Raw genomic sequence first — 24,978 nt, 5'->3', positions numbered from 1 at the left:
AACGGATGATTGATATGAAAGGTTATGGCATAATCAAAATATCCATTAGAATATGTGATTGATCGTACATAGCTTGTTTACTACGCCAAGAAGCGAATCTTACAATAGAATTAAACTATGTGGAAGGAGAGTGAACAATGAGCGAGACGATTATTCCGTCCCCGTCCCCGCCCGTTAAGTCTTCTATGCCGCCTATACACGAAAAGCGGACATTCAGACAAATTTTGACGAGAACTTTATTTATTATAATCGGCGCGATGATCGTTGCAGTAGCATTGGAACTTTTCCTTGTTCCCAATAGAATTACGGATGGAGGTATTACCGGTATTTCAGTTATGGCTTCCTACCTCAGCGGCTGGAAGCTCGGTATCTTTTTATTTATATTCAATCTTCCTTTTCTGATTCTCGGTTATAGGCAGATCGGTAAGACATTTGCGCTGTCGACGCTGCTGGGCATTACTGTTTTGTCAATTGGAACGGTGCTGCTGCATCCGGTAGAGGCCTTTGTTACGGATAGCCTGCTTGCCTTTGTGTTTGGTGGTATCTTCCTTGGTGTTGGAACTGGTCTCGTGATTCGAAACGGAGGGTCACTCGACGGAACAGAGATCGTAGCTATTCTCTTATCGCGCAAAACGCCCTTTTCGGTCGGAGAGATTGTTATGTTCGTCAATCTCTTTATTCTTTCGGGCGCCGGTTTTGTATTTGGTTGGGATCGTGCGTTGTTTTCGATTCTTGCCTACTACATTGCTTACAAGATGATCGACGTTACGATTGAAGGCATGAATGAATCAAAATCGGTCTGGATTATCAGCGACAGGATTGATGATATCGGCAATGCGATTCTGGATCGTTTGGGGCGCGGAGTGACCTATTTGGCCGGCGAAGGCGGGTTTTCAGGCGATCCGAAGAAAGTCATATTTTGCGTCATTACAAGGCTTGAAGAAGCCAAGCTTAAGGACATTGTAAATCAGTTTGACGATAAGGCTTTTCTGGCAATAGGCAATATTCACGATGTCAAAGGAGGACGCTTCAAGAAAAAAGATATCCACTAAATTTTCGAATGTGAAAAATAGGGTATTCAGGCAGGACTTAAGAATAGAAGTGGTTCTTGGGGCCTGCCTTTTTTATAAGTCGAAATGGCCGATTTTGGAATTTTGAAACTTTTCGAATTTTAATCACGTATACTTAAACAAGTCCGAAAGATTCGGTCAAAATCAGTACTTATGGTTTTGACGGCTGGAGTAGAGGTCAGTAAGGCAATTAAAATTTTTACAGACATGAAGGGGAGACTAAAAAATGAACAAGAAGCTTTTTGGAGGACTTGGTGCAGTAGCTATGGCAGGTACGCTGGTGTTGTCCGGATGTGGCAACAATAACTCGGCGGCAGCGGTTGAAGAATCGCCGAAGGCACTGCTGAAGGAATCGGTAGCAAATTCAATGGCTGCAACTTCCTATGAAATGGACAGCAACTTTACTTTGAACGAACTGACGGTTGTAATGCCTCCTAGCAGTGCAGATTCGCAAAGTGTGGATCAAGTTGTAAGCATGTTGAAAGGCGCGGAGTTCAACGTAAACGCGATCTACCAGGGCGATCCGATGCAGATGGAAATGATGATGGAAGTTAAGCTAAAAGGCGATATGGAAATGACAATCAAGCTTCCGATTGTTATGACCAAGGAAAAAATGTACATGAAGATCCCGAACATTGCTATTCTGCCGCTGCCGCAAAATCTGGTGGGTAAATTCATCGAAATTGACCTGAAAGAACTGGCTGCAGAGCAGGGCACAGAATTCAACGAAGCAATGCTGGATCCGAAAAAATCGCAGAAGCTGGGCGCAGACCTGAGTGCAGCGGTACTGGACAGCTTCGAAGAAGGCACATACTTCAAGAAAGTTGCTGTTGGCGAAGCTGGGCTGCCTGAAGGCGTAACAGCCGAAGACGTTGTACGCTTCGAAGTTACGAACGAGAATGTCAAAGAAGCCATTACAACACTGGTAAACGTGGCGCTGCCGAAAGTCATCGAAACATTGGACACGCCTGAATACCGTGAAATGATCGGCGTAACTGAGCAAGAGCTGCAGGATGCGAAAAAAGAATTGAGCACAGCAGATAACGAGCAGATGAGCAAAGATCTGGACGAGTTGAAAAATTACCTGACAGTTAATACATTCCAGGTAGATACGGCGCTGAACGCCGACAAATTCCCAATTCATCAGAAAATGACGGTGGACGTAAGCTTCAAGGATCCGGAATCCAGCACTTCGGGTACGGTATCTCTGGAAGGATCGTCGACGTACAGCAAGGTTAATGAGAAGCAAACATTCGAGATCGGTATTCCGACCGAGACCATTACGCTCGAAGAACTGGAAAACATGGAATTCTAATTGCTTGACTCTGTCGAACAAGAGAAGGCGGCCCTATAGGGCCGCCTTTTCCTTTTCGATTTAAAACCACTGCGATTCAAAAACCTATTATACGGATTTATTTCGGCGGGAACTGATCAAGTTCAGAGAGAGCTATATCCACATCTTCCGCCTCCGCCTGTTCAATATGTTCCGCTTGCTGAGCAGTTAAGCCGGCTTCGCTTGCTTTCAAAAGCGCTTTGCGTTCCTTCAACCGCAGCCGAAGCTCTCGGAAAAAATCGGACAATAAACTTCCGCATTCCTCACGGAGTACACCTTCGATCAGTTCCGTACGATGATTGAAGCGAGGTTCCTGCAGCAGATTCATTAAAGTACCTGCACAGCCTGCTTTTGGATCAGGCGTGCCATAAACGACTAACGGGACACGTCCTTGGACAATGGCTCCAGCGCACATTGGACAAGGTTCCAGTGTGACATACAATGTACAATCGAGCAGCCTCCAAGCGCCGATTCGCTCGCTGGCTTCGCGAATCGCAATCATTTCGGCATGGGCGGTAGCATCGTGTGTCGTCTCCCGCAAATTATATCCGCGGCCTACAATCTCACCATTGCGTACAATGATCGCACCAATCGGAACTTCGCCGATTGATTGTGCTTTATGTGCTTCTTCGATCGCCAGGCGCATCCAATATTCATGATTTTCGTTAGATGAAACTTCCAAAACGATAAAGCTCCTTTCTACGTTCGAAGAAGGATATCCATCGAACAGGCATTCCGTTGTTAACATCGTGTGCACAAACTTGTGGATAACTATGGACTAGTCCACAGTGTTATGCACATATCTTACCTTACGTTTGTGGATTTGTGAATCGCCTGTGGATAAAAAGCCTCTTTCCTGGGAAAGAGGCTTCGTTAATGTTGATCGCTTAAGGAGAAGTTGTGTTGCTTGTGCTGATTGTATTCGTGGCGTCTTGATAGTTGCGAATGATCGAGACTTCAACCCGGCGATTCTGTGCACGTCCGGCTTCCGTTGCATTAGAAGCAATCGGATGATACTCACTTGCTGCAATTGAAGTAAAGCGCACTGGATCAAGATTTGGGTTCTTCAGCAGAACCTGCATGAAGTTATTGGCTCGAGAGGAGCTAAGATCCCAGTTAGACTTGAAACTGCTGTTGTAGATCGGCACGTTATCCGTATGACCGATTACTTGGATGTTGTAGCCCGGGAAGTTTTTTAGAATGTTGGCGATTGAAGCTGCCAGTGTACGGGAACTCGGCTTGACCGTCGCTTCGCCGGAGGCGAACAGCGCCTTGTCACTAATGGTGATCTGCAGCTGCGACTGGTTAAGATTAGTCTCAAGCTGACTGGTTAAGCCATTTTTGTTAATATAGCTGTCCAGCTGCTTTTTCAGCTTGGTCAGTTCTTGCTGTTCCTTCTGCTTCAGCTTGGCGAGTGTCTCATCAGCCGTATCTTTCTTCTTGACAGCGGCTTGTTCAGCCATTTCTTCCACACTTTTCGCACCATCTTGCGAATTGTTGTCTTGGTTTGTCGATGTATGATCCATGATGCCTTTTCCACCGTGAAATACGGAGTCGAAGGCTTCGGCCATCGCTTCGAATTTGCTAACGTTGGCCGAACTCATGGCGTACAGTACGATAAAGAGAGCAAGTAGAAGCGTCATAAGGTCAGAATAGGGAAGAAGCCAACTTTCGTCGGCATGTTCTTCGTGGTGTTCCGGTCTAGCTTTCTTGGCCACCCGAATCGCCTCCCTTTTCTTCTAACTTTTTGCGCTCGGTAGGAGTAAGGAATACGGCCAGCTTCTGGTTAATCGCGATGGTCGATACACCTGATTGGATGGACAGCAATCCTTCGACCATCATCATCCGTACTTCGACTTCTTTTTTGGACACGCGCTTCAGTTTATTAGAGATCGGATGGGCAAGTACATAACCTACAAAGATCCCGAGCAGGGTTGCGATAAACGCGGCGGCGATAGCGTGTGCCAATTTATTCATATCGGAAAGCTCGCCCAGTGCGGCGATCAGACCGACCACGGCGCCCAAAACGCCGAGCGTTGGAGCATACATACCGGCTTGAGAGAAAATTTGAGCACCGACACGGTGGCGTTCTTCCATAGCATGAATATCTTCCATCAAAACATCGCTGACAAATTCCTGGTCGTTACCGTCAATAATCATCCGCATTCCGTTGCGGAGGAAATCGTCGTCAATTTCATCGACCTTGGACTCGAGTGCAAGCAGACCTTCACGACGGGTAATCGAAGCCCATTCCATAAACATGCTGACCAATGCGGCTTTGTCGATCATTTTAGGCTTGAATAAGAAAATTTTGACCAGCTTCGGAAAGTTTTTCAGATCGCTCATTGGGAAACCGACGAATATGGTAGATGCCGTACCCCCGATGATAATTAGATAAGCTGCCGGAACCATCAAAGAGCCGAGTGGAGCTCCTTTTAAAATCATGCCGACAAAAATGGAAACCAAAGCAAGAACCAAACCAATAAGAGACGATAATTCCATACAAGCACCTCATCCATGAGAATATAAACTTTCATACACTTTGGCCATCCCTGGCCTGTGCGGACTGCAGAAACGGACCTCTAAACCGTGTAAGTGACCTTAAAACACCCTGCATCTCGATATCTTTTTTATCGACAGGGGGAGCTTTTTTTTTAAGAGATAAATTGCGCTATAATGAAAATAAGATAGTCGGTTCACAATAATGTACAAAAAAGGAGCAAAAACAATGGGAGTTAAACACGGAAGAGATTATGGAGACATTTTGCAGGATTTAACGAAAGCGGTATCATTGATTCCGGACAGCTACTTGTTTTTCGAAATGGATTCGGAAGATTGGGAGCGGCTTGGGACAGAGGATCGTCTGGAGGTGCATGAGGCACTTGCGGAAGATTTGTTCTATGCATTGGGAACCCGCCCATCTATAGAGGTAGGAAGTGCGATCGTGATCCACGATACGGACCTGCATCGAATCAATATTTTGATCGGAGAAAAACAAATGACTTTCGTGGCATTGGTCTAGAAGAAGCGGAGGAATTTTCTAATGAATAAGAAGGAATCTGAAAGGCTGAGCTGCGAGAAAAATACTGCGCCCCGAATTGTCGTTGTCGGAAGCTTGAACATGGATATTGTCACGGAAAGCGAACGGGCACCCGAACAAGGGGAGACCCTTCTCGGAACGGCCATGCATCTGCTGCCGGGCGGCAAAGGAGCCAATCAGGCCGTGTGCGCAGCTCGATTGGGTGCGCAGGTATCGATGATCGGAGCGGTAGGAACGGACGGATTCGGGGAAGAGATGACCGGTGCTCTGAAAAGGGAGGGCATTGATACTTCCCGTGTGCTGCGGAGGGAAGGAACGCCAAGCGGAGCGGCGTCAATCTGGCTTGCCGGCGGCGATAACCGGATTGTTGTCTATCCGGGTGCCAACGGCAGCTTAAGCGTGGAAGAGCTTGCCGCGCCGGAATGTGTCCGCCTGCTGCAGGAGGCGGACGCCGTGCTCATCCAGCTGGAGATTCCGCTGGATGCCGCCGAACGAGCGGCGAGTATTGCGCGCGAAGGGGGTGCGATTGTCGTGCTCAATCCAGCGCCTGCGGCGGCACTGCCTGACGCTCTGCTGCGCAGCGCGAGCGTGCTTACGCCAAACCTCGGCGAACTCGCCATTTTGACAGGCGAGTCCGCTGGGGGCGAAGAGCGGCTGCACGAAGCCGCACAGAAGCTGGCTGCCGCAAGCTGCGGCGCTGTCGTTACGACGCTTGGTGAAGCCGGAGCGCTCGTGCTTGAGCAGCAGGGCCAGGAGCCCAAGGTGATCCCGGCTGTACAGGCCGGCCCGGTCGTCGATACGACAGGGGCGGGGGACTGCTTCAGCGCCGCACTCGCCGTGGCGCTGGCGCGCGGAAAAGGGCTTCCCGAGGCTGCCCGTTATGCCGCCTGCGCAGCTGCTTTGGCTGTTACACGTCTGGGTGCACAAGACGGCATGCCTGCCGAAGCGGATGTTCGCAGACTTTATTCGGCAGGCAGCTGATACACCATACAATAGAATGGCTTCATTCCATCAGGCGTCATTCGCTCGTACAGATCGGTAATCGCAAAGCCGGCTTTCTGATAGGCTTTGATCGCCCGTTGATTCCAGGTTAGCACTTCCAGGTCGATCTCCTGGCCGGGAATACGGCGCAGCGCTTCTTCCACTACAGCGTGAACGAAGAGCGCTCCCATTCCCTGGCCGCAGAAATCCGGCCGCATGCCGATTCCAAGTCGTGTTGTACCGCCCAGCGGGAACAGTTGAGCAAATCCGCAGAGGGTGCCGTCTCGATGAACCGTTACATACTGCTGTCTGCGCAGCTCGGGATCGCCGAATTCGATCTCGAGCTTTTTTACTTCTTCCCAAGGCATCCATCCATAAATATCGTAAGGAGGTTCATAGACCCAACCGCAGACAGCTTCCGCTTCCTCTGCCGTCATAGGGTGGACTTCAAACAGCTCTTCCGGCATACGGTATCGCTCCTTTTCAAAAAAATGACCAAAAAATAGAAAAAATCGTTTAGCTCTTGTTGTGCGGGGTAATCCATTTATAACACGTTGAGAAAATTGAAGGATCCGCAACCTTATTGCTTCTGCCGCGTATTAGAACATCAACTGGTTGGAAAAGCGATAAACAGTCGCATTAAAAAACCGCATCCGATGAGAGTAATCATCAAAATGCGGCTTAATTATTATTCATATAAAGGCTAGCACTAATTGTACATTCTCTCGGCTGTCTACGAATTTGTAGTACATGCTTATTACATTACGCGAGAAGCGCCCACATAACGATTCGCATAGTAACTCGAGCTCAGGCTGTCGTAACGAACTCCGTTCGAAGACGACGCATGGGCGAATTTGCCGTTGCCGACATAAATGCCAACATGCGAAATGCCTCTGCCGTTTGTGTTGAAGAATACGAGATCTCCTGCGCGCAGGTCGCTCTTGCTAACCTTGGTCCCGGCTCCATATTGAGCGGAAGATTGACGCGGCAGATCAATGCCCAATTTGTCGAACACATAGCTTGTGAATCCCGAGCAGTCAAATCCGTTAAGCGAAGTTCCCGCAGTGCGGTAAGGTGTTCCAAGTGTTGTGTCAATTACGTTGTCCAATTGGGAGTCTGCATGAGCGTTTCCTGTGGTTGCAACGCTGAACGCGATTGCCAGACCCATTACTGCGGCTGTCAGCTTCTTCTTCAAAGACATTGTACCCCTTCCATATTGCCTGCGAGGTTAGCTTAAGGATTCGGTTGAGAAGGTCCCCCTATGACTCCTTCGTTGCGAAGTCAATTCACCCATAACTGGTTCCCCCGCTTCCCGGTGCCGGAATTTGGCTTAGATCTTGGTTTGCACCGAAAAAGCTCCAGTTGTCTATTCATGATGTTCGTACCGTATTTGTTGTGTTTTGCTATATGGCTTGAATCAAAGTTTACAAAGTTGTTACTACTCACAAGTCACATTGTAGCAAAGGACTCAGCTGTTGGCAAACCTTTATTTAACTTTATTTTAGTGCACGTTTGACACGGACCTTCCACCAAAACGAGCAAAACCTTGCGGCTGTAGGGTTTTACTGAAGTTAAAAAGGGAATATTTGTCGAAAATTAAGTTTGCATTTGTCGTCTGGAGCAGTCAATCAGGCGTTTTTTTACTTATTTTACCCGGTCAAATCCAGGTTTTTTTGTTTTGCTTTCGTCTTTTTATCGGATAGAATAGAAAATGATAAAGAGTTTCATGAAAAAAGATTGACGTTTTGCAAGAATTTGGATGAATTTACTTGCCGAAAGGGGCGCGAATTCCCGCTATGGAAGACAAGCAAATAGGCAAAAAGCCGATTGGGCTCAATATTATCAGCAGCAGTCAAAAAAGCAGCAAACATAAGGGCTTCGGCACCGGAGCCATCAACTTGAACAACGTATCACCGGTTATTATAGACGAAGGTGAAGCCCGAATCGACGTAGGCGCGATGCATGCCAAGAGCAAGGTAGAGCGCGGAATCAAGTTTACGGCCAATCGCGAGGATGCCGAAGGCGGACGCCGGGTGTGGCTCGTTTGGGTAGCGGTCGACAAGACTGAAGAAGGCGGAAGCTACGCGGGTGCAACAGCCTGCGAAATGTGGATCAACAGCGAGAGCAAGCGTGGATTCAAAATTCTGGCCGATCACGTAAACAAGCTGGATTATGCGATCAAACGGAGAATTATGCTGAACGAGATGGATGAAGAATCAAAAGCGGCGCTCAAAAAGCTGCTGACTACGCATAATGAAGAATGGTGGAACCGTTCGCCGGAAGAGTTGAAGCAGGAGCTGGGCGGATAAGTGGTTTAGTTGAGTTTCTAATCCGAGTCCCATATTTGGATCGAGGCGCTGAGAAGCGTGGCAGCTCGAGAAGACAGGGGATCTGTATGAAATACTCGATGTTCGAGGATATGGCGAAAAGCGTCTGATCTCCTAACAAGGAGGCCGGCGCTTTTTTCTGTTCTATGAATTTACAGGTAAAAAGGTTTGGGTGGATTTGCTTTGTCGTTTATAGAAACGTAAGGATGGTCCTTGATGAAAAAGCGCCATGGCTTGGCTGCGTATTCCTCGGCATAATCGATATTGATTCGCGGACCGCAAACGATCTCCAAGCCGGAAGGATCTTCGCCGGCTTCAAGATACAGCGGACTGGTTGGGACGGTCAGCCGGCAGCCATTCAGGGATTTGTCGATATCGAGTGCTTTGCACAGCTTACCGGGTCCACCCGACAAGTCGGCAATTTTTTTAGATTTGATTTTGCGAAAAAATCGCATGCGACGTTCATCTTCTTCGGTCAAGGGTTCGACAGCACGAATCAAAACGGCCTGCGGGTTGTCTTTTTCCCCCGTAACGACATTCAAACAATGATACATTCCGTAAATCAGATAGATATAAGCCGGGCCACCAGCGCTGAAGATAATCTCCGTACGGGAGGTTCGGCGTCCTCCATAGGCATGACTTCCTTTGTCTTCCACGCCGCCGTAACTTTCCGTTTCAACGATTCGACTCCGGATTTCCCCGATCTCGGTACGGCGTACCAGAGTCTGTCCCAGCAGACGGGGAGAAGCTTCAAGTGCCGTGGAAGAATACAGGGAAGCCGGGAGCGGCCGGAAACCCGTACGCGATTCGTTATGGGCATGAGGCTGCATCGTTATTCCTCCTTAAGTCGGTTCGCATCAGGCATATGCTGCCGCGTTTCTTCTATCCTAATAAACGTCAGAAGTTGTCAGCGAACCGAAAAGAGCAGCCGGCGTGCGAAACATGCTGTAGGATACCTCTATTTTTTCCGAACGAGTTGTTTGAATTCGGACCGCCGGGCAGCTAGAATATGCTATAGTACTATAGAAGAAATCTTCATTAGAGTGATTGGAGCGAAAGCGATATGCAAGACATGAGCCGTGTCCTTATCCGGATTGTCAGCCGACAGGACGAAGAGACGGTCGAGCAGACGCTCGCCGGACAGGTTTTTCAGAAAGAAAAATCGCTGTATATCCGTTACGAGGAGCCTGGTGCCGACGGAAGCCGGGAGAGCGTACGGACACTGCTTAAAGTCACGGAAGAAGAACTCAAAGTCATCCGCCACGGCGAGGTGGAATCGGAGCAGTCTTTCCGCAAGGGGAGCAGTTTGCCCGGTTTTTACCGTTCGCCTTACACGCGTTTTGCGATGGTTGCCCATACTCGGGAACTTCGCGTACGCATGCAGGGCCCCACGGGAGAGATTCACTGGGAATACGAGTTGGAAGTTCAAGACGTAATCTCGGGTCATTTTGCCGTTAGCTTAACCATACAGGAGGAAGTCAACCAACATGACGATTAACCCGCTTGAACAGCTTGAAAACACTGTAAGAACGGCAGTCGCCCAGGCAATCGCCAAATCCGGCCTTGTAGCTGAAAGCGACATTCCGGAAATTGGGCTGGAAGTACCGAAGGAGAAGACGCACGGCGATTTGGCCACCAATGCCGCCATGCAGCTGACCCGGATCGCTAAAAAGAACCCGCGTATGATCGCCGAAGCGATCCTCGAAAATCTGGACCGCGAAGCGGCCGGAATCGAGCGTGCGGATATTGCAGGACCCGGATTTATCAACTTTACGCTGAACAAGAGCTACCTGTATCCGGTTGTTGGTACCGTTCATGCACAGGGTGAGAATTACGGACGTATCGAAGACGGCAAGGGTCAGCGGGTTCAGCTCGAATTTGTCAGTGCCAATCCTACCGGAAGCCTTCACCTTGGACATGCTCGCGGGGCGGCTGTAGGTGATGCGCTGTGCAATTTGCTTGATTTCGCCGGCTACGACGTTACACGCGAATACTACATTAATGACGCGGGTAAACAAGTAACGAACTTATGCCTGTCGCTCGAAGCCCGCTATAAGCAGGAGCTGGGACAGAGTGCGGAGATGCCGGAAGACGGCTACTACGGCGAGGATATCAAAGGCTTTGCCAAGGAGCTTGTCGAGATTGAAGGAGACCGTCTGCTGGCGATGAGCCAAGGCGAACGGATGGAATACCTGCGTACGTACGGACTGGAAAAAGAAATGCAGAAAATCCGCCGGGATCTCGATCGTTTCCGCGTACACTTTGATGTCTTCTTCAGTGAAACGTCGCTGTACGAGAATGGACAGGTGCTGGATGCGCTCGACGAACTGCGCAGCCGTGACGAAGTGTACGAACTGGACGGTGCGACTTGGTTGAGAACGACCAAGTACGGCGACGACAAGGACCGCGTGCTGATTAAAAACGACGGTACTTATACGTATCTGACACCGGACATCGCCTACCATAGAGACAAATATGCGCGCGGGTTCGACAAAGTCATGAATATCTGGGGCGCCGATCACCACGGCTATATTCCGCGGATGAAAGCCGCCATGCAGGGCCTCGGCAACGATGCGGACAAATTGATTGTGTTGATCGCGCAGATGGTCAGCCTCTTCCAAGGCGGAGAGAAAGTCAAAATGTCCAAGCGTACCGGTAAGGCCGTAACGATGGAGGATCTGATGGATGAAGTAGGTGTCGATCCGATGCGTTACTTCTTCACAATGCGCAGCATGGATTCGCATCTGGACTTTGACATGGATCTCGCCGTTTCGACGTCGAACGAGAATCCGGCTTTCTACGTGCAGTATGCGCACGCGCGCATCTGCAGCATTTTCCGCCAGGCGGAAGAACAAAATGTTTCTGTGCTGCCGCTTGAACAGGTTGATCTGTCCAAACTGACGGCTGAGCATGAATACGATCTGCTTCGCAAACTGGGCGAACTGCCGGAAGAAATCCGTATCGCTGCGGAAGGTTATGCACCGCACCGCCTGACCCGCTATGTATATGAAGTGTCGGCGATGCTGCACAGTTATTACAAAGCGGAGCGCTTCATTACAGAAGACGCGGCTGTTACTCAAGCCCGCTTGGCGCTGCTGGGTGCTGTCCGTATCGTTATCGCCAATGTGCTTCGTCTGATCGGTGTGTCGGCTCCGGAACGGATGTAACAAGAAATCATCCGCGCTTCTTGCATTTTAAGCGCGGATAGGTTTTACTTAGGTTGACTTTTTCTGTATGACCGAATTGCATTATGTTGGAGAGGAAGTGTCGCACTTGACACCTGCATCTATTGAATTATCGATTGATCAAGAGAAAATTCGCGAAATGCCAATGGTCGATCTGGCATTCTTGATTTTGAAGAAAGTCAATGAACCTTATTATTATCCGGATCTTATGAAAGAAGTCGCGCGTCAGCGCGGCCTTACGGATGAAGAAGCGGCGAACATGATCGCTCAACTCTACACGGAGATCAATATTGACGGCCGTTTTGCCTGCGTAGGTACCAACCTCTGGGGCCTGAAGCGCTGGTATCCGATTGAAAAATCCGAAGATCCGATCTTGGGCACCAAGCGTCCGCGTATTATTAACGACGAGGACGACGATGATCTGGATGACGAAACTACGCTGATCGCCGATGCCGACGAAGAAGCGTTCGATGACACGAACGATGAAGACGAGGACGATGATCTGTTCGACGCTGACGAGGAAGACGTGGACGAAGATGTAATTGTCGACGACGAAATCGACGAAGATGAAGATATCGAAGACGAAGAAATCGGTGAAGATGAACTGATGGAAGAAGAGGAAGACGAAGAGGAAGACGACGCCGATAGCGAACGCTAAGCGCTGGTTCTTCCTTCTTGGAACACTTTTCGTTGACGAGAATTTGGGCTGAAAATGCGCGTTTTCCCTGCTTGACAGCCCTTGAGCCAACAGGTAAACTATTGCTTGGGCTTTTGATTTAAGTACGGAATATATGCAAGAGACGATAAAAAGTGCCCCGTGGACACGGGTGTCACTTTTTTTGTTTTTTATAGGGTGTTTTTTCCATACACGCAGCCATCCCGCTTTGTTAAATCCGATGCGCCGGAACGTTTTTATTCACAATGAACACACAGGGGGTTTTTTGCAGTGACCAAGTATATCTTCGTAACGGGTGGGGTCGTGTCTTCACTCGGTAAAGGCATTACGGCCGCATCGCTCGGCAGGCTTTTGAAAAATAGAGGCTTGAAAGTGACGATTCAAAAATTTGACCCATACATTAACGTCGACCCGGGAACAATGAGCCCATATCAGCACGGCGAAGTGTTCGTTACCGACGATGGAGCGGAGACGGATCTGGATTTGGGTCACTACGAGCGTTTCATTGACATCAATCTGTCGAAGAACAGCAATGTAACGACAGGTAAAGTCTACTCCTCGGTCATCAGCAAAGAGCGTCGCGGTGAATATCTGGGCGGTACGGTGCAGGTTATTCCTCATATTACGAATGAAATCAAGGAACGCATTATGCGTGCCGGACGCGAATCCGGTTCCGATGTTGTCATCACCGAAATCGGTGGTACGGTAGGCGACATCGAGAGTCTTCCGTTCCTGGAAGCGATTCGTCAGATGCGCAGCGATGTAGGCCGCGACAACTTAATGTACATCCATGTTACGTTGATTCCTTACATTAAAGCAGCCGGAGAGATCAAGACCAAGCCGACCCAGCACAGTGTTAAGGAACTGCGAAGCATCGGGATTCAGCCAAACGTTATCGTTTGTCGGACGGAACATGAGTTGTCTGAAGATACCAAAGCGAAGATCGGTCTGTTCTGCGATCTGGACAAGGACGCCGTCGTAGAATGCCGAGATGCAGCAACGCTGTACGAAGTGCCGTTGAATCTGCGCGCCGAAGGTCTGGACGAGATTGTTGTCAAGCATCTTAAGCTCGACACTCCGGAGCCGGATATGACAGAATGGGAAGCGCTGGTCAACCGAATCGGGAAGCTTGAGAAGACAGTGGAGATCGCAATTGTCGGCAAATACGTTGCGCTTCACGATGCTTACTTGAGTGTTGTTGAATCGCTGTCGCATGCTGGCTTTGACGCCAATGCGGAAGTGAAGATCCGCTGGGTGGATGCGGAAGAGATTGAAGAAGGCAACGTCGATGAACTGCTTGGCGGACTGGGCGGTATTCTGGTTCCAGGCGGCTTCGGCGATCGCGGCATCGAAGGTAAGATTACGGCGATCCGCTATGCGCGCGAGAACAATATACCGTTCTTCGGCATTTGTCTTGGGATGCAGGTATCGGTTATCGAATATGCGCGCGCTTTGGCTAATATGGAAGGTGCGAACAGCTCCGAGATCGATCCGACGACGACTTTCCCGGTTATCGATCTGCTTCCGGAACAGAAGGACATCGAAGATCTGGGCGGCACAATGCGTCTGGGTCTGTATCCTTGCAAACTGGTGGAAGGTTCGCTGGCTATGCAATGCTACGACGATGAACTGGTGTATGAAAGACACCGTCACCGGTATGAATTCAACAACGCTTACCGCGAGCAGATCGAAGCAGCGGGTCTCGTGATCTCCGGAACATCGCCAGACGGACGACTCGTTGAAATTGTTGAACTGCCGAACCATCCGTGGTTCCTGGCTGTACAATTCCATCCGGAATTCACTTCCAGACCGAATCGTCCACAGCCGCTGTTCCGCGAATTTGTTAAGGCCGCTATCACGTACTCGATCGATTAATAGGATCACTTAATAAAAAAGAAGGACCGGATAGAATCCGGTCCTTCTTTTTTATAATTTCTCTTTACTGCCGTTTTCTGCTGGGAAATATTCGGGCTTCCTGCTGGAATTGGCAGGAAGTTGCCGTAAAAAGTCGAATAAGTCTCTTAAGCGATACAAACTCATAACGAAGTGCGGAACTCCTGCACATCATATAAAGCATTTCCGGCGCAGTTTTTTAAAAATAGTCATGCGGCGGAAACCAACCAGGGGGGATAAACGAATGAGTGAGCAGAAAATCTTGATCGTCGACGATCAAAACGGAATTCGTATGCTGCTGACCGAAGTATTTGGAAGCGAAGGATACAAGACTTATCAGGCGGCCAACGGAAAGGAAGCTCTAGAACTTCTTCAAAGCGATCGTCCCGACCTCGTGCTGCTGGATATGAAAATTCCAGGAATGGACGGTTTGGAAATTTTACGGCATATCAAAGCTATGGATCCTGAAATCAAAGTGATTATGATGACCGCCTACGGAGAGCTGGATATGATTAAGGAAGCGAAGGATCAAGGGGCATTGATGCATTTTACAAAGCCATTTGATATCGACGAAATGCGCTTGGCGGTCGGACGGTACCTGCAAGGGTAATAGTCAAACAAGGGACTTTGCGGTCTTTCATGCAAAATCGTAGAGACTTTGCAACCTGCCTGTTTAGTATTTGGGGCGAGAGTGGTATAATGAAAAAGTATGGATATCGGCTCAATATAGAATCCAACATTTAATTAGGAGGAACAACCATGCCATTAGTTTCGATGACAGACATGTTGAACAAAGCTCTTGAAGGAAAATACGCGGTAGGTCAATTCAATATCAATAACCTCGAGTGGACGCAAGCCATCCTGGGCGCTGCTGAAGAAGAAAAATCGCCGGTAATTCTCGGTGTATCCGAAGGCGCAGCTCGTCACATGGGCGGTTTCAATACAGTCGTGAAAATGGTTGAAGGCCTTCTGATGGACATGAGCATCACGGTTCCGGTTGCCATTCACCTCGACCACGGTTCGAGCTTCGACAAGTGTAAAGCGGCTCTGGACGCTGGTTTTACTTCCGTCATGATCGACGGTTCGCACCACCCGATCGAAGAGAACATCGAAATGACGAAAAAAGTCGTTGAATACGCTCATGCCAAAGGCGCTTCCGTAGAAGCTGAAGTTGGTACAGTAGGCGGACAGGAAGACGACGTAATCGGCGGCATCATGTACGCTGACCTCGACGAGTGCGTACGCATTGTTAAGGAAACAGGTATCGACACTCTGGCTCCGGCACTGGGTTCCGTACACGGTCCTTACCTTGGCGAACCAAACCTGGGCTTCAAAGAGATGGAAGAAATCCGCAATGCGGTTAGCCTTCCACTCGTACTGCACGGCGGTACAGGAATCCCGACTCACGATATTCAAAAAGCAATCTCCCTGGGCACATCGAAAATCAACGTAAATACCGAAAACCAAATCGCTTTCTCGAAAGTCGTTCGCGAAGTTTTGGCTGCTAAGCCGGACGCTTACGATCCACGTACGTTCATCGTACCGGGCCGCGATGCGATCAAAGCTACAGTTATCGGCAAAATCAAAGAATTCGGTTCCAGCAACAAAGCCTAAGCGCCACGTTTTATCTTTTTTGCGCGTAGGGCTGGTTTTTATTGCAAAATCCGAAGCACTCATTCATTATGGAAAGGTCACCGTTTAAACGGTGTCTTTCCATTTTGTTTTAAGCCTAGATCTTTTTCCGGGCAGGCGGGACCTTGCTTTGCTTACCGCCATCATTTCCAGTCTTTTTCGAATGGCTGTATAACAAGTAGGGGGACCTTTGAACTTATGGAAAAATTAATGGTCACAGGCGGACGTCCGCTTCAAGGAACGGTAACGATTAGCGGTGCGAAAAACAGTGCAATCGCACTTATTCCCGCGGCACTCCTCGCAGATTCCGAAGTGATACTGGACAATCTTCCGCTGCTCAGCGATGTAGCGGTTTATGCCGAAATTCTGGAAGGACTCGGTGCACGCGTATCTTGGGAAGGCAGTCAGATGCGAATCGATCCTTCAAATGTCAAATCCATTCCGATGCCCAATGGGCCGGTTAAAAAGCTGCGGGCTTCTTATTATATGATGGGCGCGCTGCTCGGTAAATTCGGTGAGGCACTGATTGGGCTTCCTGGAGGCTGCAATTTTGAACCTCGTCCTATCGATCAGCATATTAAAGGCTTTGAAGCGCTGGGTGCAACTGCGGTAAATGAACATGGTGCAATCCATCTTCATTCCGAAGAACTTCGCGGAACCAAGATTTATCTCGATGTCGCAAGTGTAGGCGCGACAATCAATATTATGCTGGCGGCTGCCAAAGCCAAAGGCTCCACAATTATCGAAAATGCGGCCAAAGAGCCTGAAATTATAGACGTAGCGACTTTACTCAATTCCATGGGAGCCAGCATCAAGGGCGCCGGTACGGAAACGATTCGTATCGAAGGCGTTCAGACTTTGCACGGCTGCCGTCACTCGATTATTCCCGACCGTATTCAGGCCGGTACTTATATGATTGCCGCAGCAGCAACGCGCGGTAATGTCCTTATTGATAGCGTAATTCCGAAACATCTTGAGGCGCTGACAGCCAAGCTGCAGGAAATGGGCGTAACGGTTGAAGAAATGGACGAGAGCATCCGTATTATCGGTGGACCCGATTACCAGCATATCGATGTTAAGGCACTGGTCTATCCGGGTTTTCCGACTGATCTGCAGTCACCGATGACCAGCCTGCTGACACAGGCAAACGGCGCGAGCGTTCTCAGCGATTTTGTATACAGCAACCGTTTCAAACATGTTCCCGAATTGGTACGCATGGGCGCAAAGATTCGCGTCGAAGGTCGTTCGGCCGTTATCGAAGGCGGAACACTGAATGCAGCCAAAGTACAAGCTGCAGATCTGCGTGCAGGAGCGGCGCTTGTTATTGCCGGTCTGACTGTAGAAGGCGGCGTAACCGAGATCGAGGGTGTAGAATACATTGATCGGGGTTACGACAATCTGGTAACCAATCTTCGAAACCTTGGTGCCAACGTGTGGCGCCAGACAATTTGATTTTACGCAGACGCGGTCTTTGGCCGCGTCCGCACCTTTTGCACGTTAGTCGAATCACAGTTTGTTTAAATGGGTAATGTTGTCTCAAACAGAAAATTTTTTCTCCGTTTTTCATTTCCAGTCGTTTTACTCCCATCTATTCGGAATCGTTCCCGAACCTAAATTCGAATGACAGCGTACGTTTACCCGCTTTTCGATCACACCTAACCGAACACTACACCTTTATCGACTGTGGCCGCATGATTGAAGCAGCGCATAATGCGATCGGCTTCCTGCGTCTGTCCCGAATAACTTTGGTCTTCATATATTAAGATAGCTAATTCGACGTCCGATCAAGCGCTCCATTGAGGAGTCGGCGGAGTCTTCCAATATAAAATTGAATAGGTGGTTATTTTACATGGATTTGCAAATTTCCGATCTGGAAGAAATGAAGCTTACGGATCTCTATAAATTGGCCAAGCAGTACCAGATCTCGTATTACAGTCAAATGAAGAAAAAAGAACTGATTTTTGCCATTCTTCGTGCACAAGCGGAGCAAAGCGGACTTATGTTTATGCAGGGTGTGCTTGAAGTACTGCCAGAGGGCTATGGCTTCCTTCGTCCGATCAACTACCTGCCGAGCACGGAAGATATTTATATTTCGGCTTCCCAGATTCGTAAATTCGACCTACGCAGCGGCGATCTCGTCTCAGGCAAGTGCCGTGCGCCAAAAGAAAACGAGCGTTATTTCGGTTTGCTTCAAGTCAATGCGGTAAATGGGTTGGATCCGGCAACGGCTGCAGAACGGCTGCATTTCCCGGCGCTTACTCCGCTGTATCCGGAGAAGAAACTTTCTTTGGAAACAACGCAGAACCGCTTGTCCGCACGTATCATGGATCTGATCGCTCCAGTCGGACTTGGTCAACGCGGCCTTATCGTTGCACCGCCAAAAGCGGGAAAAACGCAGCTGCTTAAAGAAGTAGCGAACAGCATTTCCGAAAACAATCCGGAAATCGAGCTATTCGTACTATTGATCGATGAACGTCCGGAGGAAGTAACGGATATGCAGCGCTCAGTTAGAGGGGAAGTCGTAGCCTCTACTTTCGACGAGCTGCCGGAAAACCACATTAAAGTGGCCGAACTGGTATTGGAGCGTGCGCTCCGCATGGTCGAACACAAAAAAGATGTCGTTATTCTGCTCGACAGTATTACGCGGCTGGCACGTGCTTACAACTTGGTCATTCCACCGTCCGGTCGTACGCTTAGCGGCGGTATTGATCCTGCAGCCTTCCATCGTCCTAAACGTTTCTTCGGCTCTGCCCGTAACGTCGAAGAAGGCGGCAGCTTGACGATTCTTGCTACGGCACTGATTGACACCGGCTCCAGAATGGACGATATTATCTATGAAGAATTTAAAGGTACCGGCAATATGGAACTGCATCTGGATCGGAAGTTTGCCGAGCGTCGAATCTTCCCAGCAATCGATATTCGTCGTTCGGGAACGCGCCGAGAAGAGATGCTGCTTTCCAAGGAAGAGCTGGATACTGTATGGCATATTCGCAAAAACATGAACGATTCGTTCGATTTTGTAGAAGGCTTCCTCAAGAAACTCAGAAATTCCGCAACCAACGCTGAATTTATGGCGTCTTTCGACACGGCCGGTGAGAACGGAGCAAAGCCTAAGCCGACTTCTTCGTCATCGAAGAGCAGTGGCAGCAGCTCATCTTCCGGTGTAACCAGACGCCCGGCGCGGACCGCTTCCGCTCCTGTTCCAAGCAACTAGGCGCAAGTCCGATATAAAGGAGACTTTTACCCATGCATTTGGTTTATGCCGATCAAGACGGCAACGTATACGATCACCCCGAACTGTTTGCTCTGGCGCGCAGCGCCGATATGATTATCGAAATTATGGATGACGAGCTTATTCCACTGCCGGACGGCGCGACACTTGTCGGCCTGCCGAGCACTAAGCCTGTGGCACTCGATCCCGAAAGCGGAGAAATGGTGGCCCTTGACGGTATGCAGGCAGTTGGCGCTTTGCTGCCACAGGGATTTACGCGCCTGGCTCTGCCTGGTTATGTGAAAACGGACAAGGAGTACAAGCTGCCTCTGTTCGGTTATTCGGCAGTTGTCTGGAAAGAAGGACGCTTCTATGTAACGGCAGAACAGTGCGATGATCCGGAAAAATGGAACCCTGAAAACTGTGATAAAAAAGAATTAAATACAAAAGTCCACGACTTTATTGAAAAATACCCGGAGAACCGGTTGTATCAGCATTTGTCGAATTGTGCACTCGGTTACGAATGTCTGACGTCGTCGAACACGTTCCTCGGCCGCTGGGAAGGCGGAGTCCCGGTTTCTTACTCTTGCAACGCAGGATGCTTTGGCTGTATTTCCGAGCAGCCGGACGACAGCGGCTTTGTTGCGCCGCAGACCCGAATGAATTTCCGTCCTCGTACGGATGAGATCGTGCAGATCATGATGGAGCATCTCAAGACACCGGAATCGATCATCAGCTTTGGACAAGGCTGCGAAGGCGAGCCTTCCACTCAAGCCAAAATCATTATCGAAGCGATGCGCGAAGTGCGTTCCCGTACGGATATGGGTTATATCAACATCAATACGAACGCGGGCCTGACCGACCACATCCGTGGCATCGTAGATGCAGGTCTGGATCTAATGCGCGTTAGCACAATCAGTGCGTTGGACGATCATTACAACGCTTATTACAAGCCGCGCGCTTATACGCTGGCCAACGTCGAAAAGTCTATGATTTATGCGGCCCAGCAGGGAGTCTATACCTCTATCAATTACCTGATTTTCCCGGGTGTTACCGATCGCGAAGAAGAGATCGAGGCAATGATCGAATTTGCGCGCCGCACGGATCTGAAGCTGATCCAGATGCGCAACTTGAATATCGATCCGGAAAGTTACATGGAGCTTATTCCGCCTGCGCGCGGCGAGCTGCTCGGCATGAAGCAGATGCTTCAGATTTTCCGAGAGGAACTGCCGAATGTTGTCATCGGCTCGTATACCCATGTACCGCCGGTTGATCAGCGTCGGGCGAAGCCTCCGGTAAGTGGGCTCGCTTAAATCGGCTCGCTTGATTATGCCCGTTCGCTCCGCTCGTTTTGCTTCTTGAGCTTGAGACTGCGGTCTCAAGCCTTAGTTGAAGCAAAGCCGAAGTCGCTCTCAGTCATAATCAAGCTCGCTGGGGGGCGGACTGTGCAGTCCGCCTTTTTCGTGCTGATCTGGCTTCGCATGAACCTCGTAAGCAGGTACATCGAGAAGCCCTCCCCCGCTTCCCCTTAAACGGGAAGCGAAAACGAACTCAACAGTGAGACGAAGAAGCCCTGCGGCTAAATAACCGCAGGGCTTCTTCGTCAATTACGTCCCCTCTATAAAAAAGAGGGAACGCAGGAGGCTGCGGTTTCGAATTGAAGCGACCTTTGGCTTTTCCCGACTACTCAGGCATCAATCTATGCCTGAGTGGAAAAACAACCGGAGCGCCAATCGAAACCGTTGCTTCCCCAATCGAAATCGCAGCCTCCCCCAGCCGGCAAAGACATTGCCGGCCTGTTTGCGTTTTACCTTTTTATCACGTATAATAAAGGATGCCGTGCTAGATGGGGAGGTAGCGGTGCCCTGTAACTCGCAATCCGCTATAGCGAGGTTGAATTCCCGTTCGAGGTCTTGCCCTGTAAGGTTTGGTCTCTACACATAATGTTGACGGTTTGGTCCTCCGCAATGAGCACTCGTGAACCTGGTCAGGTCCGGAAGGAAGCAGCCATAAGCGGGCCCGCTCTTGTGCCGGAGGGTGGCCTAGCCCGAGTTATTGTGTAGAGGTGCCGCTTGGATGGCATCGTATCGAAGACGGGTGCACGGTTTTATTTTATTGATTCATACGACCAACATCTTTGCCGCAGGCAGGGATGTTTTTTGTTTTTTTATAAATAGATAATTTTTCGAAAAAGTTGAATTTGTATGGTGTAAATAGCCGGGGCGTCGTTTTTATCGGACCGGAAATATAGTATAATAAAGGGAAGATGAAAGTCCAAAAAGAAGGAGCCGCTGATGGAACATATTGCGCTTTACCGTGCTTGGCGGCCTCAGTCGTTCCAAGACATGGTGGGACAACAGCATATTATTCGAACGCTGCAGAACGCGATCCGCGAACAGCGGGTGTCTCATGCCTATTTGTTCAGTGGACCGCGGGGGACAGGCAAGACGAGTGCCGCGAAGATCTTGGCCAAAGCCGTCAACTGTGAAAAAGGACCTGCTCCGGAACCATGCAACGAGTGCGAGACGTGCAAACGTATTGCTTCCGGTGCGGTGATGGATGTGCTCGAGATCGATGCCGCCTCCAACCGGGGTGTGGAAGAGATCCGGGATCTGCGTGACAAGATCAAATACGCTCCAACTGAAGTTCGTCGTAAAGTTTATATTATCGACGAAGTGCATATGCTTACGACGGAAGCGTTCAACGCTTTGCTGAAGACGCTGGAAGAGCCGCCAGAGCATGCAATGTTTATTCTGGCCACAACGGAACCGCATAAGCTGCCAGCGACAATCATCTCGCGCTGCCAGCGGTTCGACTTCCGGCGCGTATCGTTGGAAGAACAGACCGGAAGGCTCGCTGAGATTTGCCATGAAGAGCAGATTGATGCCGAAGAGAGCGCTTTGCAGTACATTGCGCGTTTGTCTGATGGAGGAATGCGGGATGCGCTGAGCGTGCTCGATCAGATCTCCGCATTTACCGAAGGCAAGGTGACTTACGAGCAGGTACTCGGCATGACCGGAGGGATCGCTTCGGAGCAATTCTCGGCGTTGGCCGACTCGCTTTCTGCAAAAGATGCAGGAGGCGTGCTGCAGACCGTAGAAAGCTGGATGCAGGAAGGCAAGAGCGCAGACAAATGTATGGAGAATCTTCTCTATTACTTCCGCGATCTGCTGATGATTAAGATGGTACCCAATGCAGAACATTTGACTGAGCGCGTGCTGGATGCCGCATCTTTTCAAGATGTCGCGGAGCGCTTTTCCAAAGAGAACCTATTCCACACGATCGATACGCTGAGCCGCTATCAAAATGAGATGAAGTATGCAGCCAATCCGCAGATGCTGTTCGAAGTGGCACTGCTTAATCTGGTGAGTCAGAGTACCGGTACGGAAACGTCCGTGAGTAATAAACGATCGGATGCGGTTCCGGCGGACTCTCAAGCTGTTCAAAGACTGGAAGGCAAAGTTGCCGAGTTGGAGAAAAAGCTGGAACAGGTAATGCGCAGTGGAGCTCCGGCTTCCGGTGGTGGAGGCGAACAGGCGGGAGGACGTGCTGCGGTACGCCAAAGTGCTCCTCGCGTTTCCCGAATGGCCAAGCTGCCTCCGCATATGGATCAATATCTCGCTCGTAGGGAAGATGCCTCGTTCAAGGATATCCGGGGCAAGTGGAATCAAGTGCTGCAGCGGGTAAAAGAAGAAAAGGTGACGGTACACGCTTGGTTTACCAATGGTGAGCCTGTATCGGCGCTGGACGACTCTGTGCTGGTTGCATTCAAGAACGATATCCACCGGGAAACTATTGAGAAGCCGGCTAACCGTCAGGTCGTGGAGCAGGTACTTGCCGAACTATTGGGCGGCGAATGGAATTTGGTGACGATCATGCAGAAAGATTGGAATGAGTCAACCGAATCCGCTGCTTCTCCAAAGTCAGAAGTGCTGGAGCTTGAACATGAAGAGGAAAGCGGCAGCAAAGAGCCCTGGGTAGATGAAGCGTTGAATTTGTTCGGGGAGAATCTGGTTGTCATTAAAGAATAAATGCTGCCCGGCATATCGCGTCGCGAGGGTGCCGAGGTCCACTTTAAGGAGAGATTGCGATGAATAACATGAACCAGATGATGAAACAGGTTAAGAAAATGCAGGAACAAATGATGAAAGCTCAGGAAGAACTCGGCACGAAAAAAGTCGAAGGTACTTCTGGCGGCGGAGTAGTGAGTGTCGAAGTCAACGGACATAAAAAGTTGATTGCGATCAATATCAAACCTGAAGCAGTGGACCCGGATGACGTAGAAATGCTGCAGGATTTGATCCTGACGGCTGTTAACGACGCGCTTGGTAAAGCCGAAGAACTGGCGAACCAGGATATGGGCAAATTCACAAACGGAATGAAGATCCCAGGTCTGTTCTAAACTATTCTTTAAAAGGGAAGTGTGGCCTTGTATTATCCGGAGCCGATTGCCAAACTGATCGATGCTTTCTCTCATCTGCCCGGAATCGGGCCGAAAACGGCTGCGAGACTGGCCTTTCATGTATTGAGCATGAAAGAAGACGACGTAATCGACTTTGCCAAAGCCCTCGTCAGCGTAAAGCGTAATCTTCATTACTGTTCGGTATGCGGCAATATTACAGATACCGATCCCTGCAGAATCTGCCAGGATAAGTCCCGCGATGCCTCGGTCATTTGTGTAGTGCAGGATCCCAGAGACTTGGTTGCTATGGAACGAACCAAAGAATTCGACGGTTACTATCATGTACTGCATGGTGCGATCTCTCCAATGGAAGGAATCGGCCCTGACGATATCCGGCTCAAAGAGCTGCTAACCCGTCTTAGCGATGAGCGGGTGCAGGAACTGATCTTGGCTACCAACCCTAATATCGAAGGCGAGGCAACGGCCATGTACATTTCGCGGCTTGTTCGTCCTTTTGAAATCAAGGTAACGCGTATTGCCCATGGCCTACCAGTAGGTGGCGACTTGGAGTATGCGGATGAAGTGACGTTGTCCAAAGCTTTGGAGGGACGCAGAGAGCTGTAAGAGGTTCTCATTTCACAGCAGACAAAAGGTGCAGATCCGGAGGACACTCTGGCTGCGCCTTTTTTACATGCTTTTATAAAATTCCGCTGACAGCAAAGCGTTTTCATTGTATAATCCATTTATTGTACCGTAACGAGTTAGCGAGCTGTCGTATTGATTGTGTAAAATAATCGATAAAACATAAAACTAGTTGTTGACTTGCTTTCTAAGTATATGGTACATTATTAATCGGCTCTTCGAGAGAGAGTCATCACAACCGAACAGGAAATCAGCACTGAAAAAGAAGTTCAAAAAAAGTGCTTGACGAACTGACCGGCGTTGTGATAGGATATAAAAGTCGCCGCTGAGATGCAGCGACGCACGAAAGAAACAAGCACAACAAGGTTTGTTCTTTGAAAACTGAACAATGAGTGAGTTACGGTGACTTCGGTCACCGCGAGAATAAAAGGTTCTTGAGTAATCAAGAATCGCCACGTTTTAACGAGCACATGGTGCTTTCTAGATAAGTCGATTCCTCGGAATCGCAACTTTAATGGAGAGTTTGATCCTGGCTCAGGACGAACGCTGGCGGCATGCCTAATACATGCAAGTCGAGCGGAGTTGA

General features: G+C 49.4%; 22 protein-coding genes, 1 rRNA gene, 1 other RNA gene, 1 pseudogene and 1 riboswitch. Of the genes and pseudogenes, 19 read left to right on the top strand and 6 right to left on the bottom strand.

The window, feature by feature from the left end; genetic code table 11:
• The first annotated feature begins 185 nt into the window (after positions 1-185).
• Together F456_RS0120335 and F456_RS0120330 are read left to right on the top strand one after the other, a co-directional pair.
• Positions 186-1,052 carry a YitT family protein gene (locus F456_RS0120335; protein WP_026294011.1) on the top strand — a complete coding sequence of 289 codons (867 nt, stop codon included), beginning with the start codon at positions 186-188 and terminating at the stop codon, positions 1,050-1,052.
• Between the two features lie 244 nt (positions 1,053-1,296).
• Complete coding sequence (locus F456_RS0120330; protein WP_018978875.1) at positions 1,297-2,385, top strand: hypothetical protein; 1,089 nt, start codon at positions 1,297-1,299, stop codon at positions 2,383-2,385.
• Between the two features lie 211 nt (positions 2,386-2,596).
• Here the strand turns inward: F456_RS0120330 and tadA are convergent.
• The 3 genes and pseudogenes from tadA to motA all read right to left on the bottom strand — a co-directional run.
• A pseudogene (gene tadA / locus F456_RS24950) lies at positions 2,597-3,091 on the bottom strand (tRNA adenosine(34) deaminase TadA); the annotation flags it as partial.
• A gap of 199 nt (positions 3,092-3,290) precedes the next feature.
• Positions 3,291-4,121 carry a flagellar motor protein MotB gene (locus F456_RS0120320; RefSeq protein ID WP_018978873.1) on the bottom strand — a complete coding sequence of 277 codons (831 nt, stop codon included), beginning with the start codon at positions 4,119-4,121 and terminating at the stop codon, positions 3,291-3,293.
• The gene (gene motA, locus F456_RS0120315; protein WP_018978872.1) at positions 4,105-4,905 is read right to left on the bottom strand and encodes a flagellar motor stator protein MotA; all 801 of its coding nucleotides are present in this window, start codon (positions 4,903-4,905) and stop codon (positions 4,105-4,107) included. Before motA ends, F456_RS0120320 begins: the two co-directional genes overlap by 17 nt.
• A gap of 226 nt (positions 4,906-5,131) precedes the next feature.
• Here motA and F456_RS0120310 point away from each other — a divergent pair, with 226 nt between their 5' ends.
• Positions 5,132-5,425, top strand: a complete 294-nt coding sequence (locus F456_RS0120310; protein ID WP_018978871.1) for a hypothetical protein — start codon at positions 5,132-5,134, stop codon at positions 5,423-5,425.
• A 21-nt stretch (positions 5,426-5,446) separates the two neighbouring features.
• Positions 5,447-6,424: a ribokinase gene (gene rbsK / locus F456_RS0120305; RefSeq protein ID WP_018978870.1), complete on the top strand. Its 978-nt coding sequence runs from the start codon at positions 5,447-5,449 to the stop codon at positions 6,422-6,424.
• Here rbsK and F456_RS0120300 read toward each other — a convergent pair.
• Together F456_RS0120300 and F456_RS0120295 are read right to left on the bottom strand one after the other, a co-directional pair.
• The gene (locus tag F456_RS0120300) at positions 6,406-6,891 is read right to left on the bottom strand and encodes a GNAT family N-acetyltransferase (protein ID WP_018978869.1); all 486 of its coding nucleotides are present in this window, start codon (positions 6,889-6,891) and stop codon (positions 6,406-6,408) included. The two genes, rbsK and F456_RS0120300, sit on opposite strands and share 19 nt — an antisense overlap.
• Before the next feature lie 290 nt (positions 6,892-7,181).
• Positions 7,182-7,619: a C40 family peptidase gene (locus F456_RS0120295; RefSeq protein ID WP_026294010.1), complete on the bottom strand. Its 438-nt coding sequence runs from the start codon at positions 7,617-7,619 to the stop codon at positions 7,182-7,184.
• A gap of 7 nt (positions 7,620-7,626) precedes the next feature.
• Positions 7,627-7,765, bottom strand: a riboswitch (cyclic di-AMP (ydaO/yuaA leader).
• A 455-nt stretch (positions 7,766-8,220) separates the two neighbouring features.
• On the opposite strand from F456_RS0120295, the gene F456_RS0120290 reads away from it, so the two are divergent.
• Entirely contained in the window at positions 8,221-8,733 is a 513-nt protein-coding gene (locus tag F456_RS0120290; RefSeq protein ID WP_018978867.1) for a YwhD family protein, read from the top strand.
• Between the two features lie 170 nt (positions 8,734-8,903).
• Here F456_RS0120290 and F456_RS0120285 read toward each other — a convergent pair whose 3' ends face one another.
• Complete coding sequence (locus F456_RS0120285; protein WP_018978866.1) at positions 8,904-9,581, bottom strand: DNA-3-methyladenine glycosylase; 678 nt, start codon at positions 9,579-9,581, stop codon at positions 8,904-8,906.
• A 233-nt stretch (positions 9,582-9,814) separates the two neighbouring features.
• On the opposite strand from F456_RS0120285, the gene F456_RS0120280 reads away from it, so the two are divergent.
• The 14 genes from F456_RS0120280 to F456_RS0120215 form a co-directional block, all read left to right on the top strand.
• Positions 9,815-10,249 carry a YwiB family protein gene (locus tag F456_RS0120280; RefSeq protein WP_018978865.1) on the top strand — a complete coding sequence of 145 codons (435 nt, stop codon included), beginning with the start codon at positions 9,815-9,817 and terminating at the stop codon, positions 10,247-10,249.
• Positions 10,239-11,918: an arginine--tRNA ligase gene (argS, locus tag F456_RS0120275; RefSeq protein WP_018978864.1), complete on the top strand. Its 1,680-nt coding sequence runs from the start codon at positions 10,239-10,241 to the stop codon at positions 11,916-11,918. The genes F456_RS0120280 and argS overlap by 11 nt, the downstream gene beginning before the upstream one ends.
• A 157-nt stretch (positions 11,919-12,075) precedes the next feature.
• Positions 12,076-12,594: a DNA-directed RNA polymerase subunit delta gene (gene rpoE / locus F456_RS0120270; protein ID WP_229675777.1), complete on the top strand. Its 519-nt coding sequence runs from the start codon at positions 12,076-12,078 to the stop codon at positions 12,592-12,594.
• Between the two features lie 288 nt (positions 12,595-12,882).
• Positions 12,883-14,487: a CTP synthase gene (locus F456_RS0120265; RefSeq protein WP_018978862.1), complete on the top strand. Its 1,605-nt coding sequence runs from the start codon at positions 12,883-12,885 to the stop codon at positions 14,485-14,487.
• A 262-nt stretch (positions 14,488-14,749) separates the two neighbouring features.
• A complete protein-coding gene (locus F456_RS0120260; protein WP_018978861.1) occupies positions 14,750-15,115 on the top strand; it encodes a response regulator in 366 nt (121 codons plus the stop codon).
• Between the two features lie 149 nt (positions 15,116-15,264).
• Positions 15,265-16,119 carry a class II fructose-1,6-bisphosphate aldolase gene (gene fba, locus F456_RS0120255; protein WP_018978860.1) on the top strand — a complete coding sequence of 285 codons (855 nt, stop codon included), beginning with the start codon at positions 15,265-15,267 and terminating at the stop codon, positions 16,117-16,119.
• Positions 16,120-16,335: 216 nt separating this feature from the next.
• Complete coding sequence (locus F456_RS0120250; RefSeq protein WP_018978859.1) at positions 16,336-17,589, top strand: UDP-N-acetylglucosamine 1-carboxyvinyltransferase; 1,254 nt, start codon at positions 16,336-16,338, stop codon at positions 17,587-17,589.
• 397 nt (positions 17,590-17,986) lie between these two features.
• The gene (gene rho, locus F456_RS0120245) at positions 17,987-19,351 is read left to right on the top strand and encodes a transcription termination factor Rho (protein ID WP_018978858.1); all 1,365 of its coding nucleotides are present in this window, start codon (positions 17,987-17,989) and stop codon (positions 19,349-19,351) included.
• A gap of 32 nt (positions 19,352-19,383) precedes the next feature.
• Entirely contained in the window at positions 19,384-20,661 is a 1,278-nt protein-coding gene (locus F456_RS0120240; RefSeq protein WP_018978857.1) for a radical SAM family protein, read from the top strand.
• Between the two features lie 524 nt (positions 20,662-21,185).
• Positions 21,186-21,453: signal recognition particle sRNA large type (gene ffs / locus F456_RS24115), an RNA gene on the top strand.
• Positions 21,454-21,642: 189 nt separating this feature from the next.
• Complete coding sequence (gene dnaX, locus F456_RS0120230; protein WP_018978855.1) at positions 21,643-23,379, top strand: DNA polymerase III subunit gamma/tau; 1,737 nt, start codon at positions 21,643-21,645, stop codon at positions 23,377-23,379.
• Positions 23,380-23,438: 59 nt separating this feature from the next.
• A complete protein-coding gene (locus tag F456_RS0120225) occupies positions 23,439-23,750 on the top strand; it encodes a YbaB/EbfC family nucleoid-associated protein (RefSeq protein WP_018978854.1) in 312 nt (103 codons plus the stop codon).
• Between the two features lie 27 nt (positions 23,751-23,777).
• Positions 23,778-24,374 carry a recombination mediator RecR gene (gene recR / locus F456_RS0120220; protein ID WP_018978853.1) on the top strand — a complete coding sequence of 199 codons (597 nt, stop codon included), beginning with the start codon at positions 23,778-23,780 and terminating at the stop codon, positions 24,372-24,374.
• A 529-nt stretch (positions 24,375-24,903) separates the two neighbouring features.
• Positions 24,904-24,978, top strand: a 16S ribosomal RNA gene (locus F456_RS0120215); the annotation flags it as partial.

Origin of the sequence: Saccharibacillus kuerlensis DSM 22868 (genome assembly GCF_000378145.1) — a bacterium.
Classification (GTDB): domain Bacteria; phylum Bacillota; class Bacilli; order Paenibacillales; family Paenibacillaceae; genus Saccharibacillus; species Saccharibacillus kuerlensis.
This window is presented reverse-complemented; position numbering and strand designations above follow the sequence as displayed.